20 protein-coding genes and 3 pseudogenes are annotated in these 24,780 nt (G+C 69.1%); 11 read left to right on the top strand and 12 right to left on the bottom strand.

The window, feature by feature from the left end:
• Positions 1-34: 34 nt before the first annotated feature.
• Positions 35-1,816 (bottom strand): ABC transporter ATP-binding protein, encoded by a 1,782-nt coding sequence (locus FPZ41_RS13600; RefSeq protein WP_152862375.1) that lies wholly within the window; start codon positions 1,814-1,816, stop codon positions 35-37.
• Complete coding sequence (locus FPZ41_RS13595) at positions 1,813-3,672, bottom strand: ABC transporter ATP-binding protein (RefSeq protein ID WP_152862373.1); 1,860 nt, start codon at positions 3,670-3,672, stop codon at positions 1,813-1,815. The genes FPZ41_RS13600 and FPZ41_RS13595 overlap by 4 nt, the downstream gene beginning before the upstream one ends.
• A gap of 258 nt (positions 3,673-3,930) precedes the next feature.
• On the opposite strand from FPZ41_RS13595, the gene FPZ41_RS13590 reads away from it, so the two are divergent.
• From FPZ41_RS13590 to FPZ41_RS13580, 3 genes are all read left to right on the top strand, one after another.
• Positions 3,931-4,683, top strand: a complete 753-nt coding sequence (locus tag FPZ41_RS13590) for a hypothetical protein (protein ID WP_194236079.1) — start codon at positions 3,931-3,933, stop codon at positions 4,681-4,683.
• Between the two features lie 79 nt (positions 4,684-4,762).
• Positions 4,763-6,367: a peptide-N4-asparagine amidase gene (locus FPZ41_RS13585; RefSeq protein WP_152862371.1), complete on the top strand. Its 1,605-nt coding sequence runs from the start codon at positions 4,763-4,765 to the stop codon at positions 6,365-6,367.
• Between the two features lie 144 nt (positions 6,368-6,511).
• A complete protein-coding gene (locus tag FPZ41_RS13580; protein ID WP_322620194.1) occupies positions 6,512-7,918 on the top strand; it encodes a cation:dicarboxylate symporter family transporter in 1,407 nt (468 codons plus the stop codon).
• Positions 7,919-8,154: 236 nt separating this feature from the next.
• On the opposite strand, the gene FPZ41_RS13575 is transcribed toward FPZ41_RS13580, so the two are convergent.
• A complete protein-coding gene (locus FPZ41_RS13575) occupies positions 8,155-8,616 on the bottom strand; it encodes a MarR family winged helix-turn-helix transcriptional regulator (RefSeq protein WP_152862367.1) in 462 nt (153 codons plus the stop codon).
• Positions 8,617-8,770: 154 nt separating this feature from the next.
• Here FPZ41_RS13575 and FPZ41_RS13570 point away from each other — a divergent pair, with 154 nt between their 5' ends.
• Together FPZ41_RS13570 and mltG are read left to right on the top strand one after the other, a co-directional pair.
• The gene (locus FPZ41_RS13570) at positions 8,771-10,576 is read left to right on the top strand and encodes an ABC transporter ATP-binding protein (RefSeq protein WP_152862365.1); all 1,806 of its coding nucleotides are present in this window, start codon (positions 8,771-8,773) and stop codon (positions 10,574-10,576) included.
• A gap of 319 nt (positions 10,577-10,895) precedes the next feature.
• Positions 10,896-11,738, top strand: a complete 843-nt coding sequence (mltG, locus tag FPZ41_RS13565) for an endolytic transglycosylase MltG (RefSeq protein ID WP_152862363.1) — start codon at positions 10,896-10,898, stop codon at positions 11,736-11,738.
• A 15-nt stretch (positions 11,739-11,753) separates the two neighbouring features.
• Here mltG and FPZ41_RS13560 read toward each other — a convergent pair whose 3' ends face one another.
• From FPZ41_RS13560 to FPZ41_RS50230, 6 genes are all read right to left on the bottom strand, one after another.
• Positions 11,754-12,836: an NAD(P)-binding domain-containing protein gene (locus FPZ41_RS13560; protein ID WP_322620193.1), complete on the bottom strand. Its 1,083-nt coding sequence runs from the start codon at positions 12,834-12,836 to the stop codon at positions 11,754-11,756.
• Positions 12,837-12,957: 121 nt separating this feature from the next.
• Complete coding sequence (locus FPZ41_RS13555) at positions 12,958-14,118, bottom strand: LLM class flavin-dependent oxidoreductase (RefSeq protein WP_152862361.1); 1,161 nt, start codon at positions 14,116-14,118, stop codon at positions 12,958-12,960.
• Positions 14,118-15,149, bottom strand: coding sequence for an ABC transporter substrate-binding protein (locus FPZ41_RS13550; protein WP_152862359.1), 1,032 nt, complete (start codon positions 15,147-15,149; stop codon positions 14,118-14,120). The genes FPZ41_RS13555 and FPZ41_RS13550 overlap by 1 nt, the downstream gene beginning before the upstream one ends.
• A gap of 124 nt (positions 15,150-15,273) precedes the next feature.
• Positions 15,274-16,038: an ABC transporter ATP-binding protein gene (locus tag FPZ41_RS13545; protein WP_152862357.1), complete on the bottom strand. Its 765-nt coding sequence runs from the start codon at positions 16,036-16,038 to the stop codon at positions 15,274-15,276.
• Positions 16,011-16,934, bottom strand: a complete 924-nt coding sequence (locus tag FPZ41_RS13540; RefSeq protein WP_152862355.1) for an ABC transporter permease — start codon at positions 16,932-16,934, stop codon at positions 16,011-16,013. The genes FPZ41_RS13545 and FPZ41_RS13540 overlap by 28 nt, the downstream gene beginning before the upstream one ends.
• Positions 16,935-17,095: 161 nt before the next feature.
• On the bottom strand, positions 17,096-17,179 hold the full coding sequence (locus tag FPZ41_RS50230; protein ID WP_350955903.1) for a putative leader peptide: 84 nt from the start codon (positions 17,177-17,179) through the stop codon (positions 17,096-17,098).
• Positions 17,180-17,301: 122 nt separating this feature from the next.
• Between FPZ41_RS50230 and FPZ41_RS13535 the strand changes: the two genes are divergently transcribed.
• The 4 genes and pseudogenes from FPZ41_RS13535 to FPZ41_RS13520 form a co-directional block, all read left to right on the top strand.
• Complete coding sequence (locus tag FPZ41_RS13535) at positions 17,302-17,730, top strand: YjbQ family protein (RefSeq protein WP_152862353.1); 429 nt, start codon at positions 17,302-17,304, stop codon at positions 17,728-17,730.
• A gap of 649 nt (positions 17,731-18,379) precedes the next feature.
• Positions 18,380-20,101 carry a multicopper oxidase family protein gene (locus FPZ41_RS13530; protein ID WP_152862351.1) on the top strand — a complete coding sequence of 574 codons (1,722 nt, stop codon included), beginning with the start codon at positions 18,380-18,382 and terminating at the stop codon, positions 20,099-20,101.
• A 213-nt stretch (positions 20,102-20,314) separates the two neighbouring features.
• Positions 20,315-21,220 (top strand): universal stress protein, encoded by a 906-nt coding sequence (locus tag FPZ41_RS13525; RefSeq protein WP_152862349.1) that lies wholly within the window; start codon positions 20,315-20,317, stop codon positions 21,218-21,220.
• 23 nt (positions 21,221-21,243) lie between these two features.
• A pseudogene (locus FPZ41_RS13520) lies at positions 21,244-21,477 on the top strand (universal stress protein); the annotation flags it as partial.
• A 29-nt stretch (positions 21,478-21,506) separates the two neighbouring features.
• Here FPZ41_RS13520 and FPZ41_RS13515 read toward each other — a convergent pair.
• Complete coding sequence (locus tag FPZ41_RS13515; protein WP_152862347.1) at positions 21,507-22,541, bottom strand: sulfotransferase family protein; 1,035 nt, start codon at positions 22,539-22,541, stop codon at positions 21,507-21,509.
• Between the two features lie 359 nt (positions 22,542-22,900).
• On the opposite strand from FPZ41_RS13515, the gene FPZ41_RS13510 reads away from it, so the two are divergent.
• On the top strand, positions 22,901-23,353 hold the full coding sequence (locus FPZ41_RS13510; RefSeq protein ID WP_322620192.1) for an HIT family protein: 453 nt from the start codon (positions 22,901-22,903) through the stop codon (positions 23,351-23,353).
• A 319-nt stretch (positions 23,354-23,672) separates the two neighbouring features.
• Here FPZ41_RS13510 and FPZ41_RS13505 read toward each other — a convergent pair whose 3' ends face one another.
• Complete coding sequence (locus tag FPZ41_RS13505) at positions 23,673-24,083, bottom strand: cytidine deaminase family protein (RefSeq protein WP_322620191.1); 411 nt, start codon at positions 24,081-24,083, stop codon at positions 23,673-23,675.
• A gap of 221 nt (positions 24,084-24,304) precedes the next feature.
• Between FPZ41_RS13505 and FPZ41_RS49460 the strand changes: the two are divergent.
• Positions 24,305-24,529 (top strand): annotated as a pseudogene (locus FPZ41_RS49460) (Fe-Mn family superoxide dismutase); the annotation flags it as partial.
• A gap of 86 nt (positions 24,530-24,615) precedes the next feature.
• On the opposite strand, the pseudogene FPZ41_RS13495 reads toward FPZ41_RS49460, so the two are convergent.
• Positions 24,616-24,780, bottom strand: a pseudogene (locus FPZ41_RS13495) (sugar ABC transporter ATP-binding protein); the annotation flags it as partial.

The raw sequence follows: 24,780 nt of genomic DNA, 5'->3' as shown, positions 1-24,780 counted from the left end.
TCCGATGCCGTGCTCCGGTCCCGTCACAGTCCCGTCACCCGTGCCAGGACCTCCACAGCGCCGCGTACGCGCCGTCCGCCGCGACCAGCTGGTCATGGCTGCCCAGCTCGGTGATGCGGCCGTTCTCGACGACGGCGATGACGTCGGCGTCGTGCGCGGTGTGCAGGCGGTGGGCGATGGCGACGACGGTGCGGCCGTCGAGGACGCGGGCGAGGGAGCGTTCGAGGTGGCGGGCCGCGCGAGGGTCGAGGAGCGAGGTGGCCTCGTCCAGGACCAGCGTGTGCGGGTCGGCCAGGACCAGCCGGGCCAGCGCGATCTGCTGGGCCTGCGCGGGGGTCAGCGTGAGCGCGCCCGAGCCGACCTCGGTGTCGAGGCCCTCGTCCAGGGCGCGTGCCCAGCCGTCGGCGTCGACCGCGCCGAGGGCTGCCCAGAGCTCGGCGTCCTGTGCGCCCGTGCGGGCCAGCAGGAGGTTGTCGCGCAGGGAGCCCACGAAGACGTGGTGTTCCTGGTTGACGAGGGCCACGTGGGAGCGGATGTCCTCGGCCGGCATGCGGGACAGTTCGGCGCCGCCGAGGGTGATGCGGCCGTTCCGGGGCGCGTAGATCCCGGCGAGCAGCCTGCCCAGGGTGGACTTGCCCGCGCCGGACGGGCCGACCAGGGCGAGCCGGGTGCCCGGGGCGACCTCCAAGGAGACCTTGCGCAGGACGTCGACGTCCGCGCGGTAACCGAAGTGGACCTTGTCGGCGTGCACGTGGCGCCCGTCGGGGGTGACGGAAGCGTCACCGGCGTCCGGCTCGATGTCGCGCACGCCCACCAGCCGGGCCAGTGACACCTGCGCGACCTGCAGCTCGTCGTACCAGCGCAGGATCAGGCCCACCGGGTCGACGAGCATCTGTGCGATGAGCGCGCCCGTCGTGAGCTGGCCGATCCCGATCCACCCCTGCAGTACGAACACACCGCCGATCATCAGGACCGAGCCGAGGACCGTGACATGCGTGATGTTGATGACGGGGAAGAGCACCGAACGCAGCCAGAGCGTGTAGCGCTCCCACGCCGTCCACTCCTGGATGCGGCGCTCCGACAGCGCGATGCGGCGCTCGCCGAGCCGGTGCGCCTCGACGGTGCGGCCGGCGTCCACGGTCTCCGCGAGGACGGCGGCGACGGCGGCGTACCCGGCGGCCTCCGACCGGTAGGCGGAGGGCGCCCGCTTGAAGTACCAGCGACAGCCCACCACCAGCAGCGGCAGGGCCACCAGCACGACGGGCGCAAGCGGCGGTGCGGTCACGGCGAGCCCACCGAGCAGCAGTCCCGCCCACACCACACCGATCGCGAGCTGCGGCACGGCCTCGCGCATCGCGTTGGCGAGCCGGTCGATGTCCGTGGTGATCCGGGACAGCAGGTCACCCGTCCCCGCCCGCTCCAGCACGCCCGGCGGCAGCCCCACCGACCGTACGAGGAAGTCCTCGCGCAGATCGGCCAGCATCCGCTCGCCCAGCATGGCCCCGCGCAGCCGCACCTGCTGCACGAACACGGCCTGGACGACGAGGGCGGCGAGGAACAGCCCGGCCGTGAGCTCCAGGTGCAGCTCACGGGCACCGTCGGAGACACGCTCGACGAGCCCGCCGAGCAGCCACGGCCCCGCCATCGAGGCCACCACGGCGACCGTGTTCACGGTGACGAGCAGGACGAAGGCACGCCGGTGCCGGCGGAACAGCTCGGTCACATAGGCGCGTACGGTCGCGGGCGCGCCCACGGGCAGGGTGCTCGCCGTGGTCGGGGCGGCCGGGTCGTACGCCGGTGGCGCCACGCCGATCATGCTGACTCCTCGATCTCTTCCAGTACGCCGCGCGCAGCAGGGCCGTGTACGGCGGCGGTTTCCTCGCCGTGCGGGACGGCTTCCGCCGCCCGCTCCTTGTCCACGGCCTCGCGCAGCGCGGCCTCGTCATCGGTCTCGCGGGTCACGACCGCCCGGTACCGGGAGTCGCTGCGCACCAGCTCGCGGTGCACGCCGACGGCCAGGACCTCTCCGTCGTGCACCAGCACGACCCGGTCGGCACGGTCCAGAAGCAGCGGAGAGGACGTGAACACGACCGTCGTACGGCCCGCGCGCAGCGACCGGACGCCCTCGGCGATCCGGGCCTCGGTGTGCGAGTCGACGGCGGACGTCGGCTCGTCCAGGACGAGCACTTCCGGGTCCGTGATCAGTGACCGAGCCAGCGCGAGCCGCTGCCGCTGGCCGCCGGACAGGGACCGGCCACGCTCGGTGATCCGCGTGTCCAGCGGGTCCTCGGCATCCATCGACCCCTGGGCGAGCGCGTCCAGGACGTCTCCGCACTGCGCTGCGGCCAGCGCCTTGTCGGCGCTCACCTCGCCCGAGGCGGGCACGTCGAGCAGCTCGCGCAGCGAACCGGACAGCAGCACCGGGTCCTTGTCCTGGACCAGGACGGCCGTACGGGCGTGCGAGAGCGGCAGTTCGTCGAGCGGTACGCCGCCCAGCAGGACTGACGTGCTCTCCTCGGCCGGATGCCCGCCCAGCCGCTCCGCCAGCAGCCCCGCCGCGTCCGGGTCACCGCACACCACCGCGGTGAGCCGGCCGACGGGGGCGAGGAGCCCGGTCACGGGGTCGTACAGGTCGCCGGACGGTACGAGGGCCTCCCGCGACCCGTCGGTGTCCGTGGCGCGCTTGAGCGACAACACCCGGGCGGCCCGTTTGGCGGACGGCCGTGAGAAGGAGTACGCCATCGCGATCTCCTCGAAATGCCTCAGCGGATACGTCAGCAGCATGACCGAGCTGTACACGGTGACGAGTTCACCTACGGTGATCCGGCCCTCGCGGGCCAAGTGCACGCCGTACCAGACGACCGCGATCATCAGCAGACCGGGCATCAGCACCTGAATCGCGGAGATGAGGGCCCACATGCGGGCGCTGCGCACGGCCGCGTGGCGGACCTCCTGCGAGGCCCGGCGGTAGCGTTCCAGGAACAGCTCTTCGCCGCCGATGCCGCGCAGTACCCGTAGACCCGCGACCGTGTCCGAGGCCAGTTCGGTGGCGCGGCCCGCCTTCTCGCGCTGGTGGTCGGCGCGCCGGGTCGCCTTGGGCAGCAGCGGCAGCACGGTGAGCGCGAGGGCCGGGACGCCCACGGCGACGACGATGCCGAGCGCCGGCTGGTAGACGATCAGGCCGACGCAGACCAGCACCACGGTGAGCGCGGCCGCGGTGAACCGTGACACGGCCTCCACGAACCAGCCGATCTTCTCGACGTCCCCCGTGGAGACCGCGACGACCTCACCCGCGGCCACCCGTCGTGTCAGTGCCGAGCCCAGCAGGGCCGTCTTGCGGGCGAGCAATTGCTGTACGCGGGCGGCAGCGGTGATCCAGTTGGTGACGGCGGACCGGTGCAGGAACGTGTCGCCCAGGGCGATTCCCGCAGCGCAGAGAACCATCAGCCCGCCGGTCTGCGCCAGCCGGGTACCGGAGCCGTCGACCACGGCCTGCACGGCGAGGCCGACACAGAACGGCAGCCCGCTCACGGCCAGGAAGTGCAGGAGCCCCCAGGCGAGGGCCTTGAACTGCCCACCGAGCTGGTTCCGGAAGAGCCACCGCAGGAATCGGGGTCCCGAGCGCGCGTCGGGCACACCCGGGTCGGGATACGGAAGGTCTTGAATCTGCATGACGTCCAGTGGCTCTAGTCAGGTGGGGGTGGGAGTGAGGGGGGAGGCGCCCGCGCGGACCCGGGCCACCGACCATGACGAGCGGTGGCCGCCGGCAGCGCAGGCCGACAACAAACCGTGAAAGGCTCGCGTCATTACGTGGTCGGAGGCAAACGATTTTCCTCCGCGAGGCAAAGTTCCGGCCCGCCCGCCCGCATATGGGTAGGAAGGCCGGGGGATGCGGGCAGACGTCCGCTGGGTGGTGCGACCATGGACGGCATGGGAACAGGCGGTGCGAGCGGCGCGATGCGCACGCGGGTCGCGGCAGTGGTCTGCGGCGTGATGGTGATGTCCCTGGCGGCATGCGGCGGTTCGGGCGGGGACGGCGGAGCCAAGGCGGACACGGGCCCAAGAGGCAAGGCCGCGCAGGCCAAGGCGCGCACCACCGACCTCAAGAGCATCCCGGACGTCAGTGACCGCTTGCAGAAGCAGATACCGGCCAACTCCCGCCAGGTGGTGGCCGTCTACGGCGAGGGCAAGGACGATGCCGACGCCACGATCGTGCTCTACACGAAGAGCGGCTCCACCTGGGACAAGACCCGCAGCTGGCAGGGTCACAACGGTAAGAGGGGCTGGACCGCGAACCACCGCGAGGGCGACAAGCGCAGCCCCGTCGGCGTGTTCTCGCTCAGCGACGCGGGCGGAGTCCTCGCCGACCCCGGCGCCAAGCTCCCGTACACGCGGTCCGCGTCCTTCCAGGCGCCGCGCTACTGGGCCAAGTCGCACTGGCACGACTTCGACTACGTCATCGCCATCGACTACAACCGAGTCAAGGGCACCTCGCCGAACGACCCCACCCGCCCCCAGGGCCAGTCGAAGGGCGGCAGTATCTGGCTGCACATGGACCACGGCAGCGGAACGTCCGCCTGCGTGAGCCTGTCCAAGCCGGGCATGGAGTACCTGCTGCGGACCCTCGACCCGGCCCAGCACCCCGTGATCGTGATGGGGGACAGGGCGGAGCTGAAGGCATGAGAGACCCGAAGGGGCATCGGGTGCTCATGTGACCTGAGGGCTCATTGCGGTCCGGGCCAACTCCCCGTAGAACACGGCCATGAGAAGCCGGATCATCATGTCCATGCTCGTCGGAGCGACCCTCCTGGCGAGCACCCTCCTCGGAGCGAGCCCCGCGCAGTCGGCCTCCTCCGCCGACATCCCCGCTGAGTTCGGCACCGACTGGCACGACCCGGTCACCGCCGCACCGCCGGTCACGAAGCCCGGCGGAACGTCCTGCGAAGTCACCGTCGCCGAGGCGCAGTTCAAGGACTTCACGCCGTACAAGGGGGAGTACGCGCCCCAGCGCGCATGCGGCGACCGCTGGAGCAAAGTCGTCCTCCGCCTCGACGGCAAGGTCAAGGGCCGCCAGTACGACCGCCTCGGCTACCTGCACATAGGCGGCGTCGAGGTCTTCCGTACGTCGACGCCGCAGCCCTCGCCCGACGGCATCGAGTGGTCCGTCGAGAAGGACATCACGCGCTACAGCGACACCCTGCGCACCACGCAGCCCGTGGAAATGCTCATCGGCAACGTTGTCGACGACACGTACACCGGCATCATCGACGTCAAGGTCACCCTGACCTTCTACGCGGGCGGGCCGGACGCGACGAAGACCCCTGACCGGGTCCTCACCCTCCAGGACGGCACCCTCACCACGCCCCGCAACAGCGAACGCATCGTCGCCGAGGTGTACGCCACCGGCTCCGGCGGCGGCTGCGAGGAGTACTGGTACCTGACGGTGCCCGACCCGGCGCCGTACTCCTGCAAAGCGGACGACGGGCCGTACCGCGAAGTGCAGATCTCGGTGGACGGTCAACTGGCGGGCATCGCCGCGCCGTTCCCCACCGTGTGGACCGGCGGCTGGTCCAACCCGTTCCTCTGGTACGTGGTTCCGGGCCCCCGCGCCTTCGACATCAAACCCGTCGAGTACGACCTCACCCCGTTCGCAGGGCTCCTCAACGACGGCCGCCCGCACCGGGTGGAGGTCTCGGTCGTCGGTGTCCCCGAGGGGCAGACGGGCTGGAGCACCCCGGTCAACGTCCTCGTCTGGCAGGACGCCAAGAGCAAGTACGTCAGTGGTGCGCTCACGAAGGTCAGGGCGGGTGACCTCGCCAACTCCTCGACCTATACACCGGGTTCCCAGCACCGCCTCGACACCGAGGGCGGCCACCGGCTGACGGTCGCCGGGTACGTGAACACCTCGCGCGGGCGGGTGGCGACCACCGTGAGTCGCGAGCTGACGAACACCTCCGTGCACACCTGGGCGGACGGGGAGAACCCCGACGCGCTGAAGGCGACCTGGACCGACAACGAGACGGTCACGGTGGAGGGGCACGGGCCGGCACGAACGACGCGGACGCACCGGACATACACGATGGACGGCACGACGACCCTTGGTGCGGGAGACCGGCTGCGGACCGTTCTGACCCTCGGCGACCGGGCGGCGACGACCGAGATGCGCGGCGGGCGGCGCGCCACCTGGTCCCGTCTCGACGACACCTACACGGGCGACGCCACGTATACGGCGAACGTGCCGCGCGACCAGCGTCATGCGGTCGGCACGACCAACGAGCGCTACCGGCTGTCCGGGTCCGGGGGCTGCTACGGCCGTTCTCTGGTCACCGTGCAGGGCATGCTGACGGAGGACAGGTACGGCTGCTGAGATGAAATGCGAGTGATGTGACGCCTGTTCGATGATTTACACGGCGGAAACGCGGGGGTCTTCTCCGCGAGTGGCACCTCCTCGATAGTGATCGCCGCGGAAGCACTTTTCCGCATGCCAGAAAGTCACACCGGAGGAGTACTCGTGCCGCAGTCCCTACCGTCCCTGCCGCGACGCGTCGCACGCATACTGCGTACCTCTCTGTTCGCCCAGGTCGCCGTCGCCCTGGTGCTCGGCATCGTCGTCGGGAGGTTGTGGCCGGACACGGCCACGACCTTCCAGCCGCTCGGCGACGGTTTTGTGCGCCTCATCAAGACAGTGATCTCGCCGCTCGTGTTCTGCGTGGTCGTCGTCGGTATCGCCAAGGCCGGAAATCTGAAGGCCTTCGGGCGGATCGGCCTCAAGGCCCTGATCTGGTTCGAGGTCGCCTCCACGGCCGCGCTGCTCATCGGCCTGATTGCCGCCAACGTCTTCGCCCCCGGCTCCGGCATGAACGTCGATCCGTCGAAGCTCGACGCCTCGGCGGTCGACGACAAGACCGCCGGGGGTGCGCTGCCGTCGACCACCGAGTTCGTCCTGAACGCGTTGCCGCAGAGCGCGATCGGCGCGTTCGCCGAGAACTCGCTGCTTCAAGTGCTCGTACTGGCCTGCCTCGTCGGTGCCGCCCTGCTCCACCTCGGTCACACCAAGGTCCCCGCGATCCTGCCGGCCATCGAGCAGGCCCAGGAGATCATCTTCGCGATCGTCGGCTTCGTGATGAAGCTGGCGCCGCTCGCCGTGTTCGGCGCGATGGTCCACCTGGTCGGCGAGTACGGCCTCGGGGTGATGGAGACATACGGCAAGCTCATCATCCTCTGCTACGCGGTCGCCGCGGTCTTCCTCGCCCTGCTCGCCGTCGCGCTGAAGCTGGTCACCGGGCTCAACCTGTGGAAGTTCGTGCGCTATACGCGTGAGGAGATGCTGCTCGCGCTGGGCACGGCCTCCAGTGAGACCGTCATGCCGCGCATGATGCAGAAGCTGCGCCAGGCGGGCGCCCGCGACGACGCCGTGGGCCTGGTGCTGCCCACCGGCTACTCCTTCAACCTCGACGGCGCCTCGATCTATCTCTCCATCGGCACGCTGTTCATCGCGCAGTCCGTGGGCGTGGACCTCAGCCTGAGCCAGCAGATCACCGTGATCCTGGTCCTCATGCTGACCAGCAAGGGCATGGCGGGCATCCCTGGTTCGGCCTTCCTCGCCCTCTCGGCCACCGCTTCCGCACTCGGTGCCATCCCCGCCGGCGCCGTCGCCCTCCTCCTCGGCGTCGACCGCATCATGGACGCGATGCGCGTCGCCACGAACCTGCTCGGCAACTGTGTCGCCGTGTTCGTGGTGTCGAAGTGGGAGGGAGCGCTCGACACGGTGCGGGCCAAGAAGATGCTCGACGGGGAGATCGCGTTCGTGGAGGAAGAGGACGCCACGGAGGGGGGCGCTGCCGAGGGCACGTCCGAGTCATCGGGTGGCGTGGCCGACTCTCCTGATCACGCTTCGAAGACTCCCGCCAACACCTGACCCGAGAGCGGTCGAGGGGCCCGCCGCGAGCACTTGGCGCCGGGCCTCACGCATGCCGTCAGCCCCTTGTCGGTGCAGACCCGATGCCCCCTTCATGTACGCGTTGCAGAGCAGGGCCCGTTCCACCTGGAGTGGTGTCGGCGCGGCCGACAGAGGGCCGGTCCGGTCGGCACGGCGACCCTCCAGGAGAAAGGCGAGCGGGCGGCGCCAGGCGTGCGCGCCGGCTCCTTCGCCGGTCAGCCGCGCCCGGCTCCGGTGGTCGTGTCCACCCCGTCGACGAGGGTGTTCAGCAGGTCGCCCAGTACGTCGCGTTGCTCGTCCGTCAGTGGGGCGAGGATCTCCTCCGCCGCCGCCCGGCGGGCGCCCCGCAGCTCTCGCAGGGCCGTGCGCCCCTCATCCGTCAGCTCGATCCGTATCACTCGGCGGTTGGAGGGATCGGGCACGCGGCGCACCCGCCCGCTCGCCTCCAGTCCGTCGACCAGCGTCGTCACGGCCCGGGGCACCACCTCCAGGCGTTCGGCCAGGTCGGCCATGCGTGGGGGTGAACCGTAGTGGGTGAGGGTGCGCAGCAGTCGGGACTGTGCCGGGGTGATGTCCAGTCCGGATCGCTCCAGGTGGCGCTTCTGGATGCGGTGCACGCGGCGGGTGAGCCGCAGCAATTGCTCGGCGAGCAGGCCGTCGGCGTCGGGGGTGCTCATGAGGGAACAATATCAGGACGATGTTCATTGTGAACATAGGTAACAATGAGCTATGCTCCGTCAGACCGCCTGATCCCTGTGTGTGGGGCCGGCCCGTTTCCGCGGGACCGGCCTTGCTGGTCGCGGGGGTCGCCCACACATCCCGTAGGAGCCCATGCGTCCCGACGAACCCGCCCCCTGGACACCACCCCGCACCGAGCCGGGGCAGCCGCGGCAGGTGCGCCGCATCCTGAAGCTCTTCCGTCCGTACCGCGGCCGCCTCGCCGTCGTCGGCCTGCTCGTCGGTGCCGCGTCACTGGTCTCGGTCGTCACGCCCTTCCTGCTCAAGGAAATCCTCGACACGGCGATCCCCGAGGGCCGGACGGGCCTTTTGTCCCTGCTCGCGCTCGGCATGATCCTCAGCGCCGTTCTCACCAGCGTCTTCGGCGTGCTGCAGACCCTGATCTCCACGACCGTCGGCCAGCGCGTCATGCACGACCTGCGCACCGCCGTCTACGGCCGGTTGCAGCGCATGTCGCTCGCGTTCTTCACCCGGACCCGCACCGGAGAGGTCCAGTCGCGCATCGCCAACGACATCGGCGGCATGCAGGCGACCGTCACCTCCACCGCCACCTCACTGGTCTCCAACCTCACCAGCGTCGTCGCCACGATCGTCGCGATGGTCGCCCTGGACTGGCGGCTGACCGTCGTCTCCCTGCTCCTGCTGCCGCTGTTCGTGTGGATCAGCCGTCGCGTCGGCGAGGAGCGCAAGAAGATCACAACCCAGCGCCAGAAGCAGATGGCCGTCATGGCCGCGACCGTGACCGAGTCACTGTCCGTCAGCGGTATCGTGCTCGGCCGCACGATGGGGCGCGCCGACTCGCTGACAAAGTCCTTCGCCGAGGAGTCCGAGGGCCTCGTCGATCTCGAAGTGCGGTCGAACATGGCCGGTCGATGGCGCATGGCCGTCATCTCGATCGTCATGGCCGCGATGCCGGCCTTCATCTACTGGACGGCGGGACTGGCTCTCCAGTTCGGCGGCCCGGCCGTCTCGATAGGGACGCTGGTCGCGTTCGTCTCTCTTCAGCAGGGTCTGTTCCGCCCTACCGTCAGCCTGCTCTCCACGGGCGTTCAGATCCAGACCTCACTCGCCCTCTTCCAGCGCATCTTCGAGTACCTCGACCTGCCCATCGACATCACCGAACCGGAGCGCCCGATCCACCTCGACCAGGTCAAGGGCGAGGTCCGGTTCGAGAACGTCGCGTTCCAGTACGACGACAAGAGTGGCCCCATACTCGACGGCATCGACATCACGGTCCCCGCAGGCGGCAGCCTCGCCGTCGTCGGCCCGACCGGCGCCGGCAAGTCCACGTTCAGCCACCTGGTGCCACGGCTGTACGACGTCACTGGCGGCCGTGTCACGCTTGACGGGGTCGACGTGCGCGACCTCGACTTCGACACGCTGGCGCGCGCGATCGGCGTCGTCTCCCAGGAGACGTACCTCTTCCATGCCTCCGTCGCCGACAACCTGCGCTTCGCCAAGCCGGACGCCACCGACGAGGAGTTGAGCGCGGCGGCGACGGCGGCCCAGATCCACGACCACATCGCGTCCCTGCCCGACGGGTACGACACGGTCGTCGGTGAGCGCGGCCACCGGTTCTCCGGCGGTGAGAAGCAGCGCCTCGCCATCGCGCGCACCATCCTGCGCGACCCGCCCGTGCTCATCCTGGACGAGGCGACCAGCGCCCTGGACACCCGTACGGAGCGTGCCGTACAGGAGGCCATCGACGCGCTCTCGGCCAACCGGACCACACTGACCATCGCCCATCGGCTGTCCACCATCCGTGGCGCCGACCAGATCGTGGTCCTGGACTCCGGCCGCGCTGTCGAACGGGGCACGCATGAGGAACTGTTGGAGCAGGGTGGGCGCTATGCGGCCCTCGTGCACCGGGATGCCCAACTGGAACCGACGCGATCGTGATGCCCTCGACCTCCTGAGGTGGACGAGATCGCGATACCTCCGCACCTGCGGGAAGCCAACAAGATCGTGAGACCCGGGAAACCGAGACACCCGGGAAGCCGAGAAACCTGAGACGCCCGAGACCCCGAGACCCCGAGACGCCGAGACGCCGAGACGCCGAGAAAGCGAAACGCCGAGACATCTGAGACACCCGAGATCTCGAGACGCTGAAGCGCCGAGACTCCGCGCCGTCGTGACGCTGAGTCATCGTGACGCCGATTGAAGCCGACAAAATGAAGATATGCCGGGTTTGTGGGCTTTTGGGGGTTACCGTGCCCGCATGCAGATCAACACTCCGCCACGGAGCAAGATTCGACTGACGCACCGGGGCCGGGTCGCCCTCATCGCGACCGGAGCCGTTGTGGCGGCCACCGCCGTGGCGGTGCCGCTGCTGAGCATCAGCGCCGGCGCCGGGCAGTCGCGCCCCACGTCCCTGGTGATCCCGGAGGGCTGGCGGGCGACTCAGGTCTACCAAGCCGTCGACAAGGCTCTCGCCCTGCCCGCAGGCACCACCAAGAAGTCCCTGGGCAAGGCCGGACTCAAGCTCCCGGCGGAGGCTCAGGGCAACCCGGAGGGCTACCTCTTCCCGGCGTCGTACTCCCTCGGCAAGAAGACGACCCCCGAGTCCCTGCTGTCGTCGATGGTCGACACTGCGAACCAGCGACTGAACGGAGGTCAGGTCACCGCCGGTGCGCAGCGCAACGCCCTGAACTTCTACCAGACGGTCACCATTGCAAGCATCGTCCAGGCCGAGGCCGCCACCAAGGCCGACATGAGCAAGGTGGCCCGGGTCATCTTCAACCGCCTGGAGCGCGGTATGCCATTGCAGATGGACTCCACCATCAACTACGCGCTGAACCGCTTCTCGGTGGACACCACCGAGAAGGAGACGAAGCTCAACAGCCCCTACAACTCGTACCAGCGCATGGGTCTGCCACCCACGCCTATCGCGAACCCCGGGGAGGAGGCGGTGCGCGCCGCGATCAATCCGGTGCCCGGTGACTGGCTCTACTTCGTCACGGTCAAGCCGGGCGACACCCGCTTCACGGCCAGCTTCGAGGAACATCAGCGGAACGTCGCGGAGTTCAACCGGAACCGGAAGAGCGCTCAGGCGACCAAGTGATCCCGCGCCGGGCCGTCACGCGGCGAGCGGCTCCTTGGCCAGCAGTCGCCTGATGTCCCGAACCGCCGCGCGTCCCGCCCGGTTGGCGCCGATCGTGCTGGCCGACGGCCCGTACCCCACCAGATGGATCCGAGGGTCGGCGACCACGCGGGTGCCCTCGACACGAATGCCGCCACCCGGCTCGCGCAGCCGCAGCGGCGCCAGATGGTCGAGGGCGGCACGGAACCCGGTGGCCCACAGGATGACGTCGGCATCGACGCGCCGTCCGTCGTCCCACTCCACACCGTCCGGCGTGATGCGGTCGAACATCGGGAGCCGGTCGAGCGCCCCGTCCGCGATGCCCTGGCGGATCGCGTCGTTCAGCGGCAGCCCGGTCACCGACACCACACTCCTCGGCGGCAGCCCCTGCCGTACCCGCTCATCGACCAGTGCGACGGCCGCCCGCCCGGCCTCCTGGTCGAAGAGGCCCTCACGGAAGACCGGCGGACGCCTGGTCACCCATGTGGTCGCGGCGGCGTACGGGGCGATCTCCAGCAGATGCTGCGTACCGGACGCACCCCCGCCGACGACCACCACCCGCTGTCCGGCGAACTCCTCCGGTCCGGGGTACTGCGCCGTGTGCAACTGCCGCCCCCGGAACGTCTCCTGACCGGGATAGCGCGGCCAGAACGGCCGGTCCCAGGTGCCGGTCGCGTTGATCAGCGCCCGAGTCGACCAGGTCCCCGCCGAGGTCTCGACGAGCAGCCGCCCTCCCTCGCCCTCCCGTACCGCGCGCACGTCGACCGGTCGGCGTACCCGCAGGTCGAAGGTCCGCTCGTATGTGTCGAAATACTCCGAGACGACCTCGGACGACGGGCGCGCCGGGTCCGCGCCCGTCAGTTCCATGCCGGGCAGCGCGTGCATCCCGTGCACCTTGCCGTACGTCAGCGACGGCCAGCGGAACTGCCAGGCGCCGCCCGGACGCGGCGCGTGGTCCAGCACCACGAAGTCCCGCTCCGGCTCGAAACCGGTGCGCCGCAGGTGATAGGCGCCGGCCAGTCCTGCCTGTCCGGCGCCTATCACCACGGCGTCGACGTCTCGTACCCCGGTATTGTTCACGCTTCTACCAACCGCGCCGGGGCCATGGATCTTCCCGGACGCGACCCCGAGCCTCCCGGAGCGACGAAGGCCGGGCAACGACCGTGGCCGGTCACCGAGGCCAGTCATCGACCGAGTCCGGTCAGCGACCGCTTGCGACCAGCAGCGGCGCGCCACCCCCGGCCGTCGTGCTCGTGCCGGAGAGCAGCCCCCGAGCCGCCAGGTCCGGGATCACGCCCTCCCCGAACCAGTACGCCTCCTCCAGATGCGGATAGCCGGAGAGCACGACGTGCTCGATACCCAGGGCGTGGTACTCCTCGATCCGGTCGGCGACCTCTGCATGGCTGCCCACGAGCGCGGTGCCCGCGCCGCCGCGGACCAGCCCCACGCCCGCCCACAGGTTCGGCGAGATCTCCAATTCGTCCCGCGAACCACCATGCAGGGCCAGCATGCGCTGCTGGCCCACCGACTCGCTGCGCCCGAGCGCCGACTGCGCCGCCGCGATCGTGTCCGCGTCGAGGTCGCCGAGCAGGCGGTTCGCCGTCGCCCACGCCTCGGCCGACGAGTCGCGCGAGATGGTGTGCAGCCGGATGCCGAACCGGACCGTGCGCCCCTGCTCCTCGGCGAGCGCGCGGATCCAGTCGATCTTCTCGTTGACCTGGGCCGGAGGCTCGCCCCAGGTCAGATAGACGTCCGCGTGCCGGGCCGCGACCGGCCCCGCGGCCGGCGACGAGCCACCGAAGAAGATCTGCGGCACCGGGTCCGGCGGCAGCGCGGTCAGCCCGCCCTCGACCCGGTAGTGCGCGCCGTCGAAGTCGAAGGGCTGCCCGCGCCACACGCCTCGTACGACTGAGAGGAACTCGTCCGTACGGGCGTACCGCTGGTCGTGGTCCAGATGGTCACCGAAGCGACGCTGCTCGGACGAGTCGCCCCCGGTGACGACGTTGAGCAGCAGCCGGCCGCGCGTGACGCGCTGATACGTCGCCGCCATCTGCGCGGCGAGCGTCGGTGAGATCACTCCCGGCCGGAACGCGGCCAGGAACTTCAGCCGCTCGGTGTGCTGGGCGAGCGCGACCGTCGTCAGCCAGGCGTCCTCGCACCAGGTGCCCGTCGGCGTCAGTACCGCCTCAAAACCCAACTGCTCGGCGGCCTTGGCTATCTGGGCGAGGTACTCGATGTCCGGGGCACGCACTCCGCGAACCCGGAGGGCGGCGTCGACGTTGTTCGGCGTGTACGCGTGCCGGTCGACGAGAGTGCGTCCGTCACCGCCCGTCGGCAGAAACCAGTGAAGGTGAAGGGACATCATGATTCCTTGTAGACACGGGGCTTGGCGGTGGACGGCGGCAGGTCGCCGTTGTAGCGCGTGTCGACGAACGTCCCGAAGTCCACCTCGCGCGGGATCAGCTTCAGGCTGGTGAACGCGTCCGCGATTCTCTGCTCGGAGGCGATCAGCGGCTCGTCGACCGCGACTGCGACACGGGAGGCGTTGGTGCGCTTCACCGAGGCCAGCGCCACCTCGTACGGCAGGCCCGTGTCCTTGGCCCATTCCGTCGCCCACTCCTCCGGGTGGTCGTAGACCCAGGCGTAGGCACGGCGCAGCCGCTCCAGGTAGTCCTCGATGGCGGCGGACTTCTTCCTGTCGTTGAGCGCGGTCGGCGCCGCCACCTGGAACGAGAGACCGTTGGTGACGCCCTCGCCGGTCGTCAGGATGCGTCCCTGCTTGGCCTGGAGCACCTGTGAGGTGTACGGGTCCCACACCGCCCACGCGTCGACCTTGCCGGAGGTGAACGCGGCGAGCGCGTCGGCCGGCTGGAGGTACTTGACCTGGACGTCGCTGAACGTCAGTCCGGCCTTCTTGAGGGAGGCGACGAGCTGGTAGTGCGCGGACGAACCCTGGGCCACCGCGATGGACCTGCCCCTGAGCTCAGCGGGCTTCGTCAGCTTCGACCCTTCGGGTACGAGGATGGCGTCGCCCTTGGAGGTGCCGTGCCAGGCGGCCACGACCTTGATTCTTGAGTTGGCCCCGGCCGCGAAGACCGGCGGGGTGTTGCCGACGCCGCCGATGTCGACGGCCTTGGCGTTGACTGCCTCCAGCAGCGGCGGCCCGGAGGTGAAGGTGGACCACTTGATCTCGTAGTCGAGGTTCTTGAGTTCTCCGGCGGCCCGCAGGATGGCCTCGGAACCACCCTTCTGGTCACCGACGTTGAGGGTGAGGGAGCCCTTGCCGTCGGTCCCGTCGCCGGCCGAGGTCTCGGCTGCCGAGGTGCCGCCGCAGGCGGAGAGCAGGAGGGCCAGGGGGACGAGCAGGACGGCGGGGAGGAGACGTCGTCGCATGGGGGTTCCGTTCGGTAGGTACGGAGTGAGGGTTTTGGCGGAGGCCCGGCGTCCCGGGGGCCAGGGCCGGGGCCCGGAGGCGAACAACTGGTGCGTGGTGTATCTGTTTGTGGGGGAGGGGAGTTCAGGCGGCGTCGGCCGCGTTGTCGACGCCGAGGCGTTCGAGCAGCCGGCCGCGCAGCTCGGCGAAACGGGGATCGGTGACGTCGCGGGGGCGCTCCAGCTCGACCGCCGTCTCGTAGGCGATGACCCCCTCGTCCATCACCAGGACGCGGTCCGCCAGCAGGACGGCTTCCTCGACGTCGTGCGTGACGAGCAGCACCGCGCAGCCGCGCCGCTGCCACAGTTCGCCCACCAGGCGCTGGGCCTTGATGCGGGTGAGGGCGTCCAGCGCGCCGAACGGCTCGTCGAGCAGCAGGAGGTCGGGCTCGCGGACCAATGCCCTTGCCAGTGACGCGCGTTGGGCCTCACCGCCGGAGAGTGTCTTCGGCCAGGCACCCGAGCGGTGGCTCAGGCCGACTTCCTCCAGCGCCTGATCGGCGACTGCGCGTTCGGGCTTGCCCGGCAGACCGAGCAGTACGTTGCGCCACACCTTCTTCCACGGCATCAGCCGGGGGGCCTGGAAGGCGACGGCCTTGCGGCGCGGCACGAGGACGGTGCCCTCGATGTCGCGATCGAGTCCGGCGAGGATGCGCAGCAGCGTGGACTTGCCGCAGCCACTGCGACCGAGAAGGGCCACGAACTCGCCCGGCTGGACATCGAGTTTGAGGCGGTCGATGACCGCGCGGCCGTCGAAGGACCGCGTCAGGCCCTCAACATGAACGGCTTGTGCCGCCCGGGGCGCCCCGGGCGCCTGAGGGCTCACCGGCCCGTGAACGTCGGTCGCCATTGCAGCAGCAGCCTTTCGAAGGAGCGGACGATGAAGTCGGCGAGCAGGCCGAGGAAGGCATAGACGATCAGGCAGACCACGATGACGTCGGTCCGCAGGAAGTCCCGTGCCTGCACCATGAGGAAGCCGATCCCGGCGTCCGCGTTGATCTGCTCGGCGAACACGAGCGCGAGCCAGGCGATGCCGAGCGAGTACCGCAGGCCGGTCATGGCACCCGGAAGCGCGCCCGGGAGAACGACATGCCGTACGAGCCCCCACTTGGACAGTCCGAGTGACTCCCCGGCCTCGATCAACTGGGAGTCGACGCCGCGGATCCCGGCGTACACGTTCAGATACAGCGGGAAGGACACACCGAGGGTGATGATCGCGACCTTCGGCGCCTCGCCGATGCCGAACCAGATGATGAACAGCGGGATGAGCCCTACGAAGGGCACGGTCCGCAGCATCTGGACGGGGGCGTCCACGAGGTCCTCGCCGATCCGGAACAGACCCGAGAGGAGGGCGAGGCCGGTACCCGCGACGGCTCCGAACAGCAGCCCGGCCGCGACCCGCTGCACGGACGTGCCCATGGCCGCGGGCAGCGAACCGTCGGTGATCAGGTCCCCCGCGACCTGCGCGATCCGCCCCGGTGACGCGAGCACGTCCGACGTCAACACGCCGGTGACACTGAGCAGTTGCCACAGGGCAAGGAGAAGGACGGGGCCTGTGGTGCGACGCAGCCAGCGGGGTACACGGGTGCGTCGCGCGGAGCTGGGGACGATGGGTTCGAGGTCGAGAGGACCTTGCCCGGCGGCGTCGGCGTCGGCGGCCGTGGTCCCGGCGGGCGCGGCATTCGCTTTACCTATACCCGATATATCGGATTCGGGAGACCCGGGCGGGGCATGACTGATGCTCATGGATGCTCCACGGGGGAGGGATGACCGGTGGGGGAACGCACTCCGGCGGCGCCGCGCCGGACATGGATCAGCCGCAGCCGAACACGATCAGGCGTGCGGGTGGGACGAGGCGCGGGCGCGAAGAGAAGCGCGAAGAGAAGGAGAGAGTGGTGAGAAAGGCGTCAGCAGCCGCGAGGACACGCGGCGGAGGCCACCCGCAGCAGGTCGATGTGACCGCGCGAAGTGAGCATGACGGGACGCAACATGCCGCTGAACGTAACGAGGTGGCCCCTGCAGGGTCAATGGTGTCTCGCAGAATGGACCCTCGGTATCGCCCAACGGGCAGTCGCTGCCGCGCCCGGCCCGGCGGGTGAGCGAGGATGGAAGCATGTCCGATGCCTTCACCACCCGAGTCCTGAACGTCGCCTCCGGCTCTCTGGAGGCGGTCGTCGATCTCACCCACGAGTGCGAGGCGTTCCTGCGGGAGGCGGCCGCCGGACGCAGCGGCCTCCTCAACGTCTTCGTCCCGCACGCGACCGCCGGAGTGGCCCTGATCGAGACCGGCGCCGGCAGCGATGACGACCTCCTCACCGCGCTGCACTCCCTCCTCCCCGCGGACGACCGCTGGCAACACCGCCACGGCAGCCCCGGCCACGGCCGCGACCACGTCCTCCCCGCGATCGTGGCCCCACATGCCACGCTCCCGGTCATCGACGGTCGGCTGGAGCTGGGTACGTGGCAGTCGGTGTGTCTCGTCGACACCAATAGGGATAATCCGGAGCGGAAGGTGCGACTTTCGTTTCTTGTGGGCTCCTGATCTCCGCGCGATCTTCTGGTGCCTCTCTCGAGGGTGAACTGACTCCACCTGATCGCCGGTCAGGTGGCAGAACCAGCAAGAAGAGCGCGTGCGTGCCGGTGTATCTGTGCCTGATCTGCAGTGACCTGGCTGGGAGCGTGGGGACTGCAAAGTTGGTATCGGCTCCAGCGCGGACAATGCGCGCGCCAAGTCCTTCAACGCCACGTTCAAACGCGAGGCACGCCGGTGTCGCAACAGCTGTCCAGCGAGCGCGATGCCCGCAGCGGAGCTGGAAAGGGGCCGGCCGTGCAGGGCTGGACGGGAGACCGGCGCTGGACACTGGCCCGGGGGGCGATCGTCAACGCGCGGCGATTCCACGCGTGCTTCAGCCCGGTACAGGGCTGGCGCAGCCTGCGCCAGCGGACTGCTGCGGCCACCGAAGGACCCGCCGCTTCCTCCGCCGTCGACAGTGCCAACCCCACATTGTCCGCGGCTACTTCCGCGCCGGAGATGTCCGCTACGCGTTCACGTGGGCAGCCCAATGGCTCCAGCTCAATATCCGCTTCGCGCTATTTCTTGTGGTATCTGTCCAATGATCCGGAACCTCGAACAAAGGGGAGCAGTGGACAGAAGAGGTTTCATCCAAGCCGGTTCGGCCCTGGGGAGCGCCATGCTCCTTCGGGGCCTGGACGTGGCCACGGCGGCTCAGGCGGCCCCGCGGCAGACACTCCCGCCGGTCAAGGACCCGCTGTATCTCAACCCGATCGCCGATCCCCAAGCCATCCCGCGCTTCGTGAACGCGCTGCCGCGGCCTTCGCGCATCGACGTGACGGCGGGCGGTACACGGACCTTGCGGGCGAGCCCGGTCATCCAGGACGTGCTCGGCGGCGGACTGGGGCTCACCACCCCCGTCTGGGGTTTCGGGCAGAAAGGGCGACAACGTGACTCCGGGGCGTCCGCCAGCTACCCCGGACCGACCTTCGTGGCTCTCAAGGACCGTCCGGTCCACGTGCACTGGGTCAATGACCTGCCCTTCCGCCACCTGCTGCCGGTGGACACCACGATCCACTGGGCCTTCAAGCACACCGACCACACCATCGCGGAGAACGGTGTGCCGTCCGTGGTGCACCTGCACGGCGGGCACACCGAACCCCAGAGCGACGGCCACCCCGACGCCTGGTACACCGTCACCGGCACCCGCGGTCCACGCTTCGCGGGAACGCGGTTCTCCTACGGGAACACCCAGGAAGCCGCCACATTGTGGTACCACGACCACACACTGGGCATCACCCGGCTCAACGTCTACGCGGGTCTCGCCGGCTTCTACTTCCTGCGCGATCGTCATGAGCTCTCGCTCATCGAGCACCACAAGCTGCCCAGCGGGCCGTACGAGATCGAGCTGGTGATCCAGGACCGGATGTTCCACCCGGACGGGCGTCTGGCCTACCCGGACGCCCCCGCCGATTCCCCCGACTGGCCGGGCGGGCCCTCCGTCCAGCCCGAGTTCTTCGGCCAGGTCATCCTCGTCAACGGAAAGGCATGGCCCTATCTGGACGTGGAGCCCCGCCAGTACCGGCTGCGCCTGCTCAACGGTTCGAACTCACGCTTCTACCGTCTCTCCATCGACGGGTCATGGCCCTTCCCCGTCACCCAGATCGCCACCGAAGGCGGTTTCCTGTACCAGCCGCTCCCCCTGCACACACCTCTGGTGATCGCTCCGGGAGAGCGGGTGGACCTGGTAGTCGACTTCCGGGGCCTGCGGGGATCACAGTTCACGCTCACCAACGACGCCCCGACACCCTTCCCCGACGGAACCCCGGTGACCTCGCCCGCTGACAAGATCCTTCAGCTGCGCGTCAGCCGGCCCCTGGACCAGAAGGTGCCCGAGCCGCGATTGCCGAGCACGTTGCGCAAGGCGCCGTTCGTGGTCGACAAGCCGTCGACGCGCACCCGCCGGCTGCTGCTGATCGAAGAGACTGACGGCTTCGGACGGCCCCGTCCGTTGTTGGGCACCGTGGAGCGGGGCGCGCTGGCATGGTCGGACCCGACCACGGAGGACCCCGCACTGAACACGGCGGAGATCTGGGAAGTCTTCAACACCACCCCTGACACCCACCCGATCCACCTGCACCTGGTGCGGTTCCAGGTGCTGGACCGGGCGCCCTTCACCGCGGACCAGGACCCGCAGACCGGTGCGCTTACGAACATCCAGGTCGGCCAGGCCCAGCCACCGGGCCCCACCGAACAGGGCCCGAAGGACACCGTGCAGATGGCACCCGGCCAGGTCACCCGGATCAAGGCGCTGTTCGACAAGCGCGGGGTCTACGTCTGGCACTGCCACATCCTCGAACACGAGGACAACGAGATGATGCGGAACTACCGGGTCACCTGAGCGCGGGGCCACCTGGAGCTCTCCCTCCGGCGCCGGCAGGGGCCACGGCGGACTTATTTGAGGAGTACCCCAGGGCAGGCCTGGAGTGGCTCATGTCAAGGAGCCCGGTAGGCGAGGGGCCGGTCGGTCCCGTACAGGGACGTGCGGCCCCTGCCCCCGTGAGCGCGGCGTCACCACGCTGGAAGCGGAGCCTGGTCCCAGGAGGTGGAGACGATGTTCCGAACCGTCACGGTGGGCTTCGACGGATCGTCCGAGAGCCGGGCTGCTGCCGAATGGGCGGCGCGCGAAGCACGGCTGCGTGGTCTGCCGCTGAAGATCGTTGACGTCTGGGAGCCGGTGCCCGAGCTCGTGCTCCAGGCCGCGCTGCCCGGTGCCGAGACCCAGCAGCAGTGGACCGAGCGGGTTCCCCGTGAGGCCGCTGAGGGGCTGCGGCTGCGCCATCCCGGCGTGGAGGTGATCACCGTTCACCTCACCGGGGACCCGGCGGAGGCCCTGATCGGGGCGGCGGACTCCGCCGACCTGATGGTGCTGGGCTCATGCGGCTTCAGCGGGATCGTGGGCTTCATGGTCGGCTCGGTCAGCTTGGCCGTCATCGCTCATGCCGAACGTCCCGTGGTACTGGTCCGGGCCGGCGAGCAGGCCGCCGACGAGCACAGGATGGACCTGGCGGGCGTGCCGTCCGCCGCGACCGCCTTCCAGCCCGTCGTCCTCGGCCTCGACACCGGCCGCCCCGACGAGACACTCCTTGAGTTCGCCTTCGACGCCGCCGCCCGCCGGGATGCCTCCCTGAGAGTCGTACACGCCTGGCCGGAGCCGCCCACCTCCTTCTACCGCTTCCAAGGTGACGCCGAGCTCTACGACATGCTCGCACGCAAGCAGGCCACGGTCCTGACCGAGGCTCTGCGCTCCTGGCGGCAGAAGTTCCCGGACGTGGAGGTGACCGAGGTGAGCCGGTGCGGCAGCGCCGCACAGATTCTCGTCGAGGCCTCCCGCGAGGCCTGCCTGGTCGTCGTCGGCCGGCGCAGTCGCACCCGCCGCCTCGGCACCCACATCGGCCACGTTGCGCATGCCGTCCTGCACCACGTCGAGGCCCCGGTCGCCGTGGTTCCACACGGCTGATCCGTCCCTGGAGAGGGAGCACGATGGACCTTCCGATCGTCGACCGTGTCGACGGCTCCGAGCCGAGTCTGCGGGCTGTCGACTGGGCGGCCGACGAGGCCGCCCTGCGCGGGGCACCGCTCCGGCTCGTGTACGCCTCCCTCTGGGAGTGCTACGAAGTCGCTCTGCTTGCTCAGGATCTCGGCGAGCCGTTGGAGGAGGTGATGGCCCGGGACGTCGTCGGCACCGCCGAGCGGCGCGCGCGGCGCCGTCGGCCGGGCGACCTGCTTGTCGTCGGCGCACGGCGTCACCGCATCGGTCGCCTCTCCAGAACGTGGGTGCCCGGGGCGCAGCTCTCCCTCAGCTCGTCGAGTTCCTTGGCCGGCAGTCGACGGGCGGAGCCGCGTCGACTGCTGTCGAGTAGTGCGGATGCGGTGTCCAGCCACTGCGGGAGGGGGGCGACGCCGATGAACTCGGCCAGGCGGGTCAGCTCCCCGTCGGGGTGGTCGAGGACGTCCTCGTAGGCAAGTGTGGTGCGCTGGTCCGCGGGCAGTTGGCTGAGGAACTCCGTGCCTTCGGTGACGAGTTCGGACCACAGGGTGCCGAACGTACGCAGAGGGAGGTCCCGGTCGCGCACGAGGGCGGCATCGAAATGCTCGTCGAGCAGCGGTGACAAGTCCGCAGGCAGCGAGCGCACGTGCTCGTCGGTCAGGTCGGCGAGGCTGTCGACGCCGGCTCGTGCCTTGATCTCGCGCAGCAGCAAGATCGTGCGATACCCGGGATGACGGCTCATGGACAGGGCGCAGTCCGGCCCCTGTCGGAACATGTGCACGAACCTCGCGTGCGGGAACGCGGCCCGTAGCTTTGGTGCCCAGCCTGTCGAGTAACCGGAGCGCTCCACGGCGGCGGTCCGTCCGAACCGCGCACAGAGCAGGCCGAACAGTGCTCGGTGGTGCTCGGCAGCGGTGCGCTCGGGCCACCGGACCACCGCTGCACAGAGCTCGTCGAGGAGGGCGTCCGGGTCGTCGGTGAGGTGAGGCAACACCATCAGGGAGAGCGCAGGAATACCGGTGGTCTGCGCCGCATACCTCCCAGGGCGGCGTGTGTAGAGGAACTCCGGCAGCGGCAGCCCGCTACGGATCATGCGCTCGAAGTGCGGAGCGGGCCGGAAGAGCAACTGCCAGAACTCTTCACCGGTCACCTTCCCTGGCGGAAAGGCCACGTCGCCCACGGAGGCCATGAACTCGTTGAGGCTCAGTACGTCCGGGTGGGCATTGAGGATGCGTGACAGCGCAGTCGAGCCACTACGCCCCGTACCGATGACGAAGGTCAAGGAACGCATGGTCACCCTCCGCAGCTTCGCAACACCTGGGACCAAGCCCCAGCTACCGCAGCACTATCCATGACCGTAGCCTCTCCAAACTGGCTCTTCACCGACCCGGTAAACGGGGTAGACATCACCGGGTCGTGCTGGTTCAGGTTGACTCCGCGGGGAGGGTGCGGTTGTTGTTCTGGAAGACTGGCTGGCCGAAGACGGCGTCTTCCAGTTCACCCCCAGCCGTTCTTGCCGCTCTGGATGAAGACGTCCATCTGCAGGCTGATGTTGGTATGGCGGCGAGAACCCCCATGTGGTGAATGAGATTTCTGCCTGGGGGACGACCTGCCAGGATCGTCGATCCAGCTGGATAGAGCCAGCCTGACGTGACGTCGGAGGTCTCCAGGGTGAGTGAGTGCGCCTTCTGCGGGATCGGGCGAGGCGAGATCGATGAGGACTTGGTCGCCTACCGCTCAGAAAATGTCTTTGTCGTCCCTGCGCTCAAGCAGCGGCAGAGCAACCCTGGTCACGCCCTTGTACTGCCGGTGTCCCACGTGACCGACCTGCATGAGGTTCCAACTGATCTCCTGCATGAGATCTTCGAGGTCACAGCCAGAGTGACCTGTGCGGTGAAGGACGCCTATGGGGCCATCGGAAGCACGGTCACGCAGAACAACCACATCCCGGGTCAAGTGCTTCATCATGTGCACGTTCATGTCGTCCCCCGCTTCGAGGACGACGGGTTCCGCATGCCTGAGACGGCACTGTGCGAAGCACCACGAGGCGTGCGACTTGCCCTGGCTGCCGACCTCAGGAAGGCATTGAGGCTGGGAGCTTGAGCTCGGCGGCCCACCCGAAGATCGGTGGTCCAGGCACTGGGGCAGGGAGGCCGGCACCATCTCGCTGATCATGCTGCCGAACTCCATCGCCCCCGGTGGCAACAGGCAACTGCCGCGCGATGCCTGCACCGTCCCCTAGATGTGCTGTCGCATGGGCTTGGTGCTGCCTCAGTGACGGGCGGCAGCCCACGCCGGAGGCGAGCAAGCCTTGGTGCAAGCCCCGGGCGTGACTGGCCGGTCACGAGGACTACCGGCAGCGCGTCTTCGTAGCCTTGACGCCTCGCTCAGCGTTTCCATACCTCTGCTGAATAGTTGAGCGTCAGTCCAGGGGATCAGGCCACTCGTTGGCGGGCAGCAGTTCGCGGAGCGTTGCCGTCCTCGTGCGGCCCAGGACCACTTCGGTGTCGATGTTCGCCCAGTCCACCTGGCGTATGAACTCCCGGCACCGGCCACACGGCGGGAGGACGTACCAGGCGCCCTCGTCATCGCGCCATACGGCGACCACCTTGGCGATCCGGTACTCGCGAGCGGTGACCATGGCGGCGATGGCTGCGTGCTCAGCGCAGAACCCCGTACCTGAGCCGGTGTCGATGCACACGCCCGAGTAGAGGTTGCCGGCATCGGTGACCAACACGGATCCCACGTCGCCGAACAGCCGGTCACCCACCTTGTGCGGATGGACGACAGCCTGGGCAGCAGCAATCAGTTCATCATTCGACACAGTGTTCACTCGGCGAAGGTACGGTCCCGCAGGGCCACGCTGCGGTGGAAATATGAGGGTGCGGGCGATGCTGGTGAAGGCGGACGCGGCCGGCTCTGTGCTCGTAGCGCCGGTGCAGATGGCGGCATCAGGCGGGCCAGGCGCATGGTGCGTTCGGTGGTTCAGCGGTGCGGGCCCAGTTGCCGGCTGGAGGCTTTGGCCCTTGCGGGCGATGCGGGGCCTGATGCCGAGTGGTGGCCGTCAAAGCCCTGGGCAGACGGCTGATCGTGGAGCAGGTCTATGACCACCACGGCAACGTGGGCCACGGCAGTACGCCCCTGCTGATCTTCGATGTCTGGGAGCACGCCTACTACTTGCAGTACAAGAACGTCCGCCCCGACTACGTCACCAAGCTCTGGGACCTGGTCAACTGGGAGGACGTCGCCGTCCGCTACACGGCAGCAACCGGCGCCTGACCCGGCATCACGGCCTCATCCGTCGGGCCGGGACATCACATGGTTTCCCGGCCCTCGCTATCGAAGACACCCCTCCTCGGCCGAGGTCAGTCGGAGAGGCGTTCGCCGGTGGAGGTCGAGAACTCGTGGGTCTCGCCGGAGCGGGGGACGATGTGGAGGGTGCTGCCCTTCTCCGGGACGTCGCGGCCGCTGACGCGGACGACGAGGTCCTTGGAGTCCTCGCCGACCTTGGCGGTGCCGTAGACGTAGGC

Origin of the sequence: Streptomyces acidicola, assembly GCF_009377235.1 — a bacterium.
In the GTDB taxonomy this organism is placed as follows: Bacteria; Actinomycetota; Actinomycetes; order Streptomycetales; family Streptomycetaceae; genus Streptomyces; species Streptomyces acidicola.
This window is presented reverse-complemented; position numbering and strand designations above follow the sequence as displayed.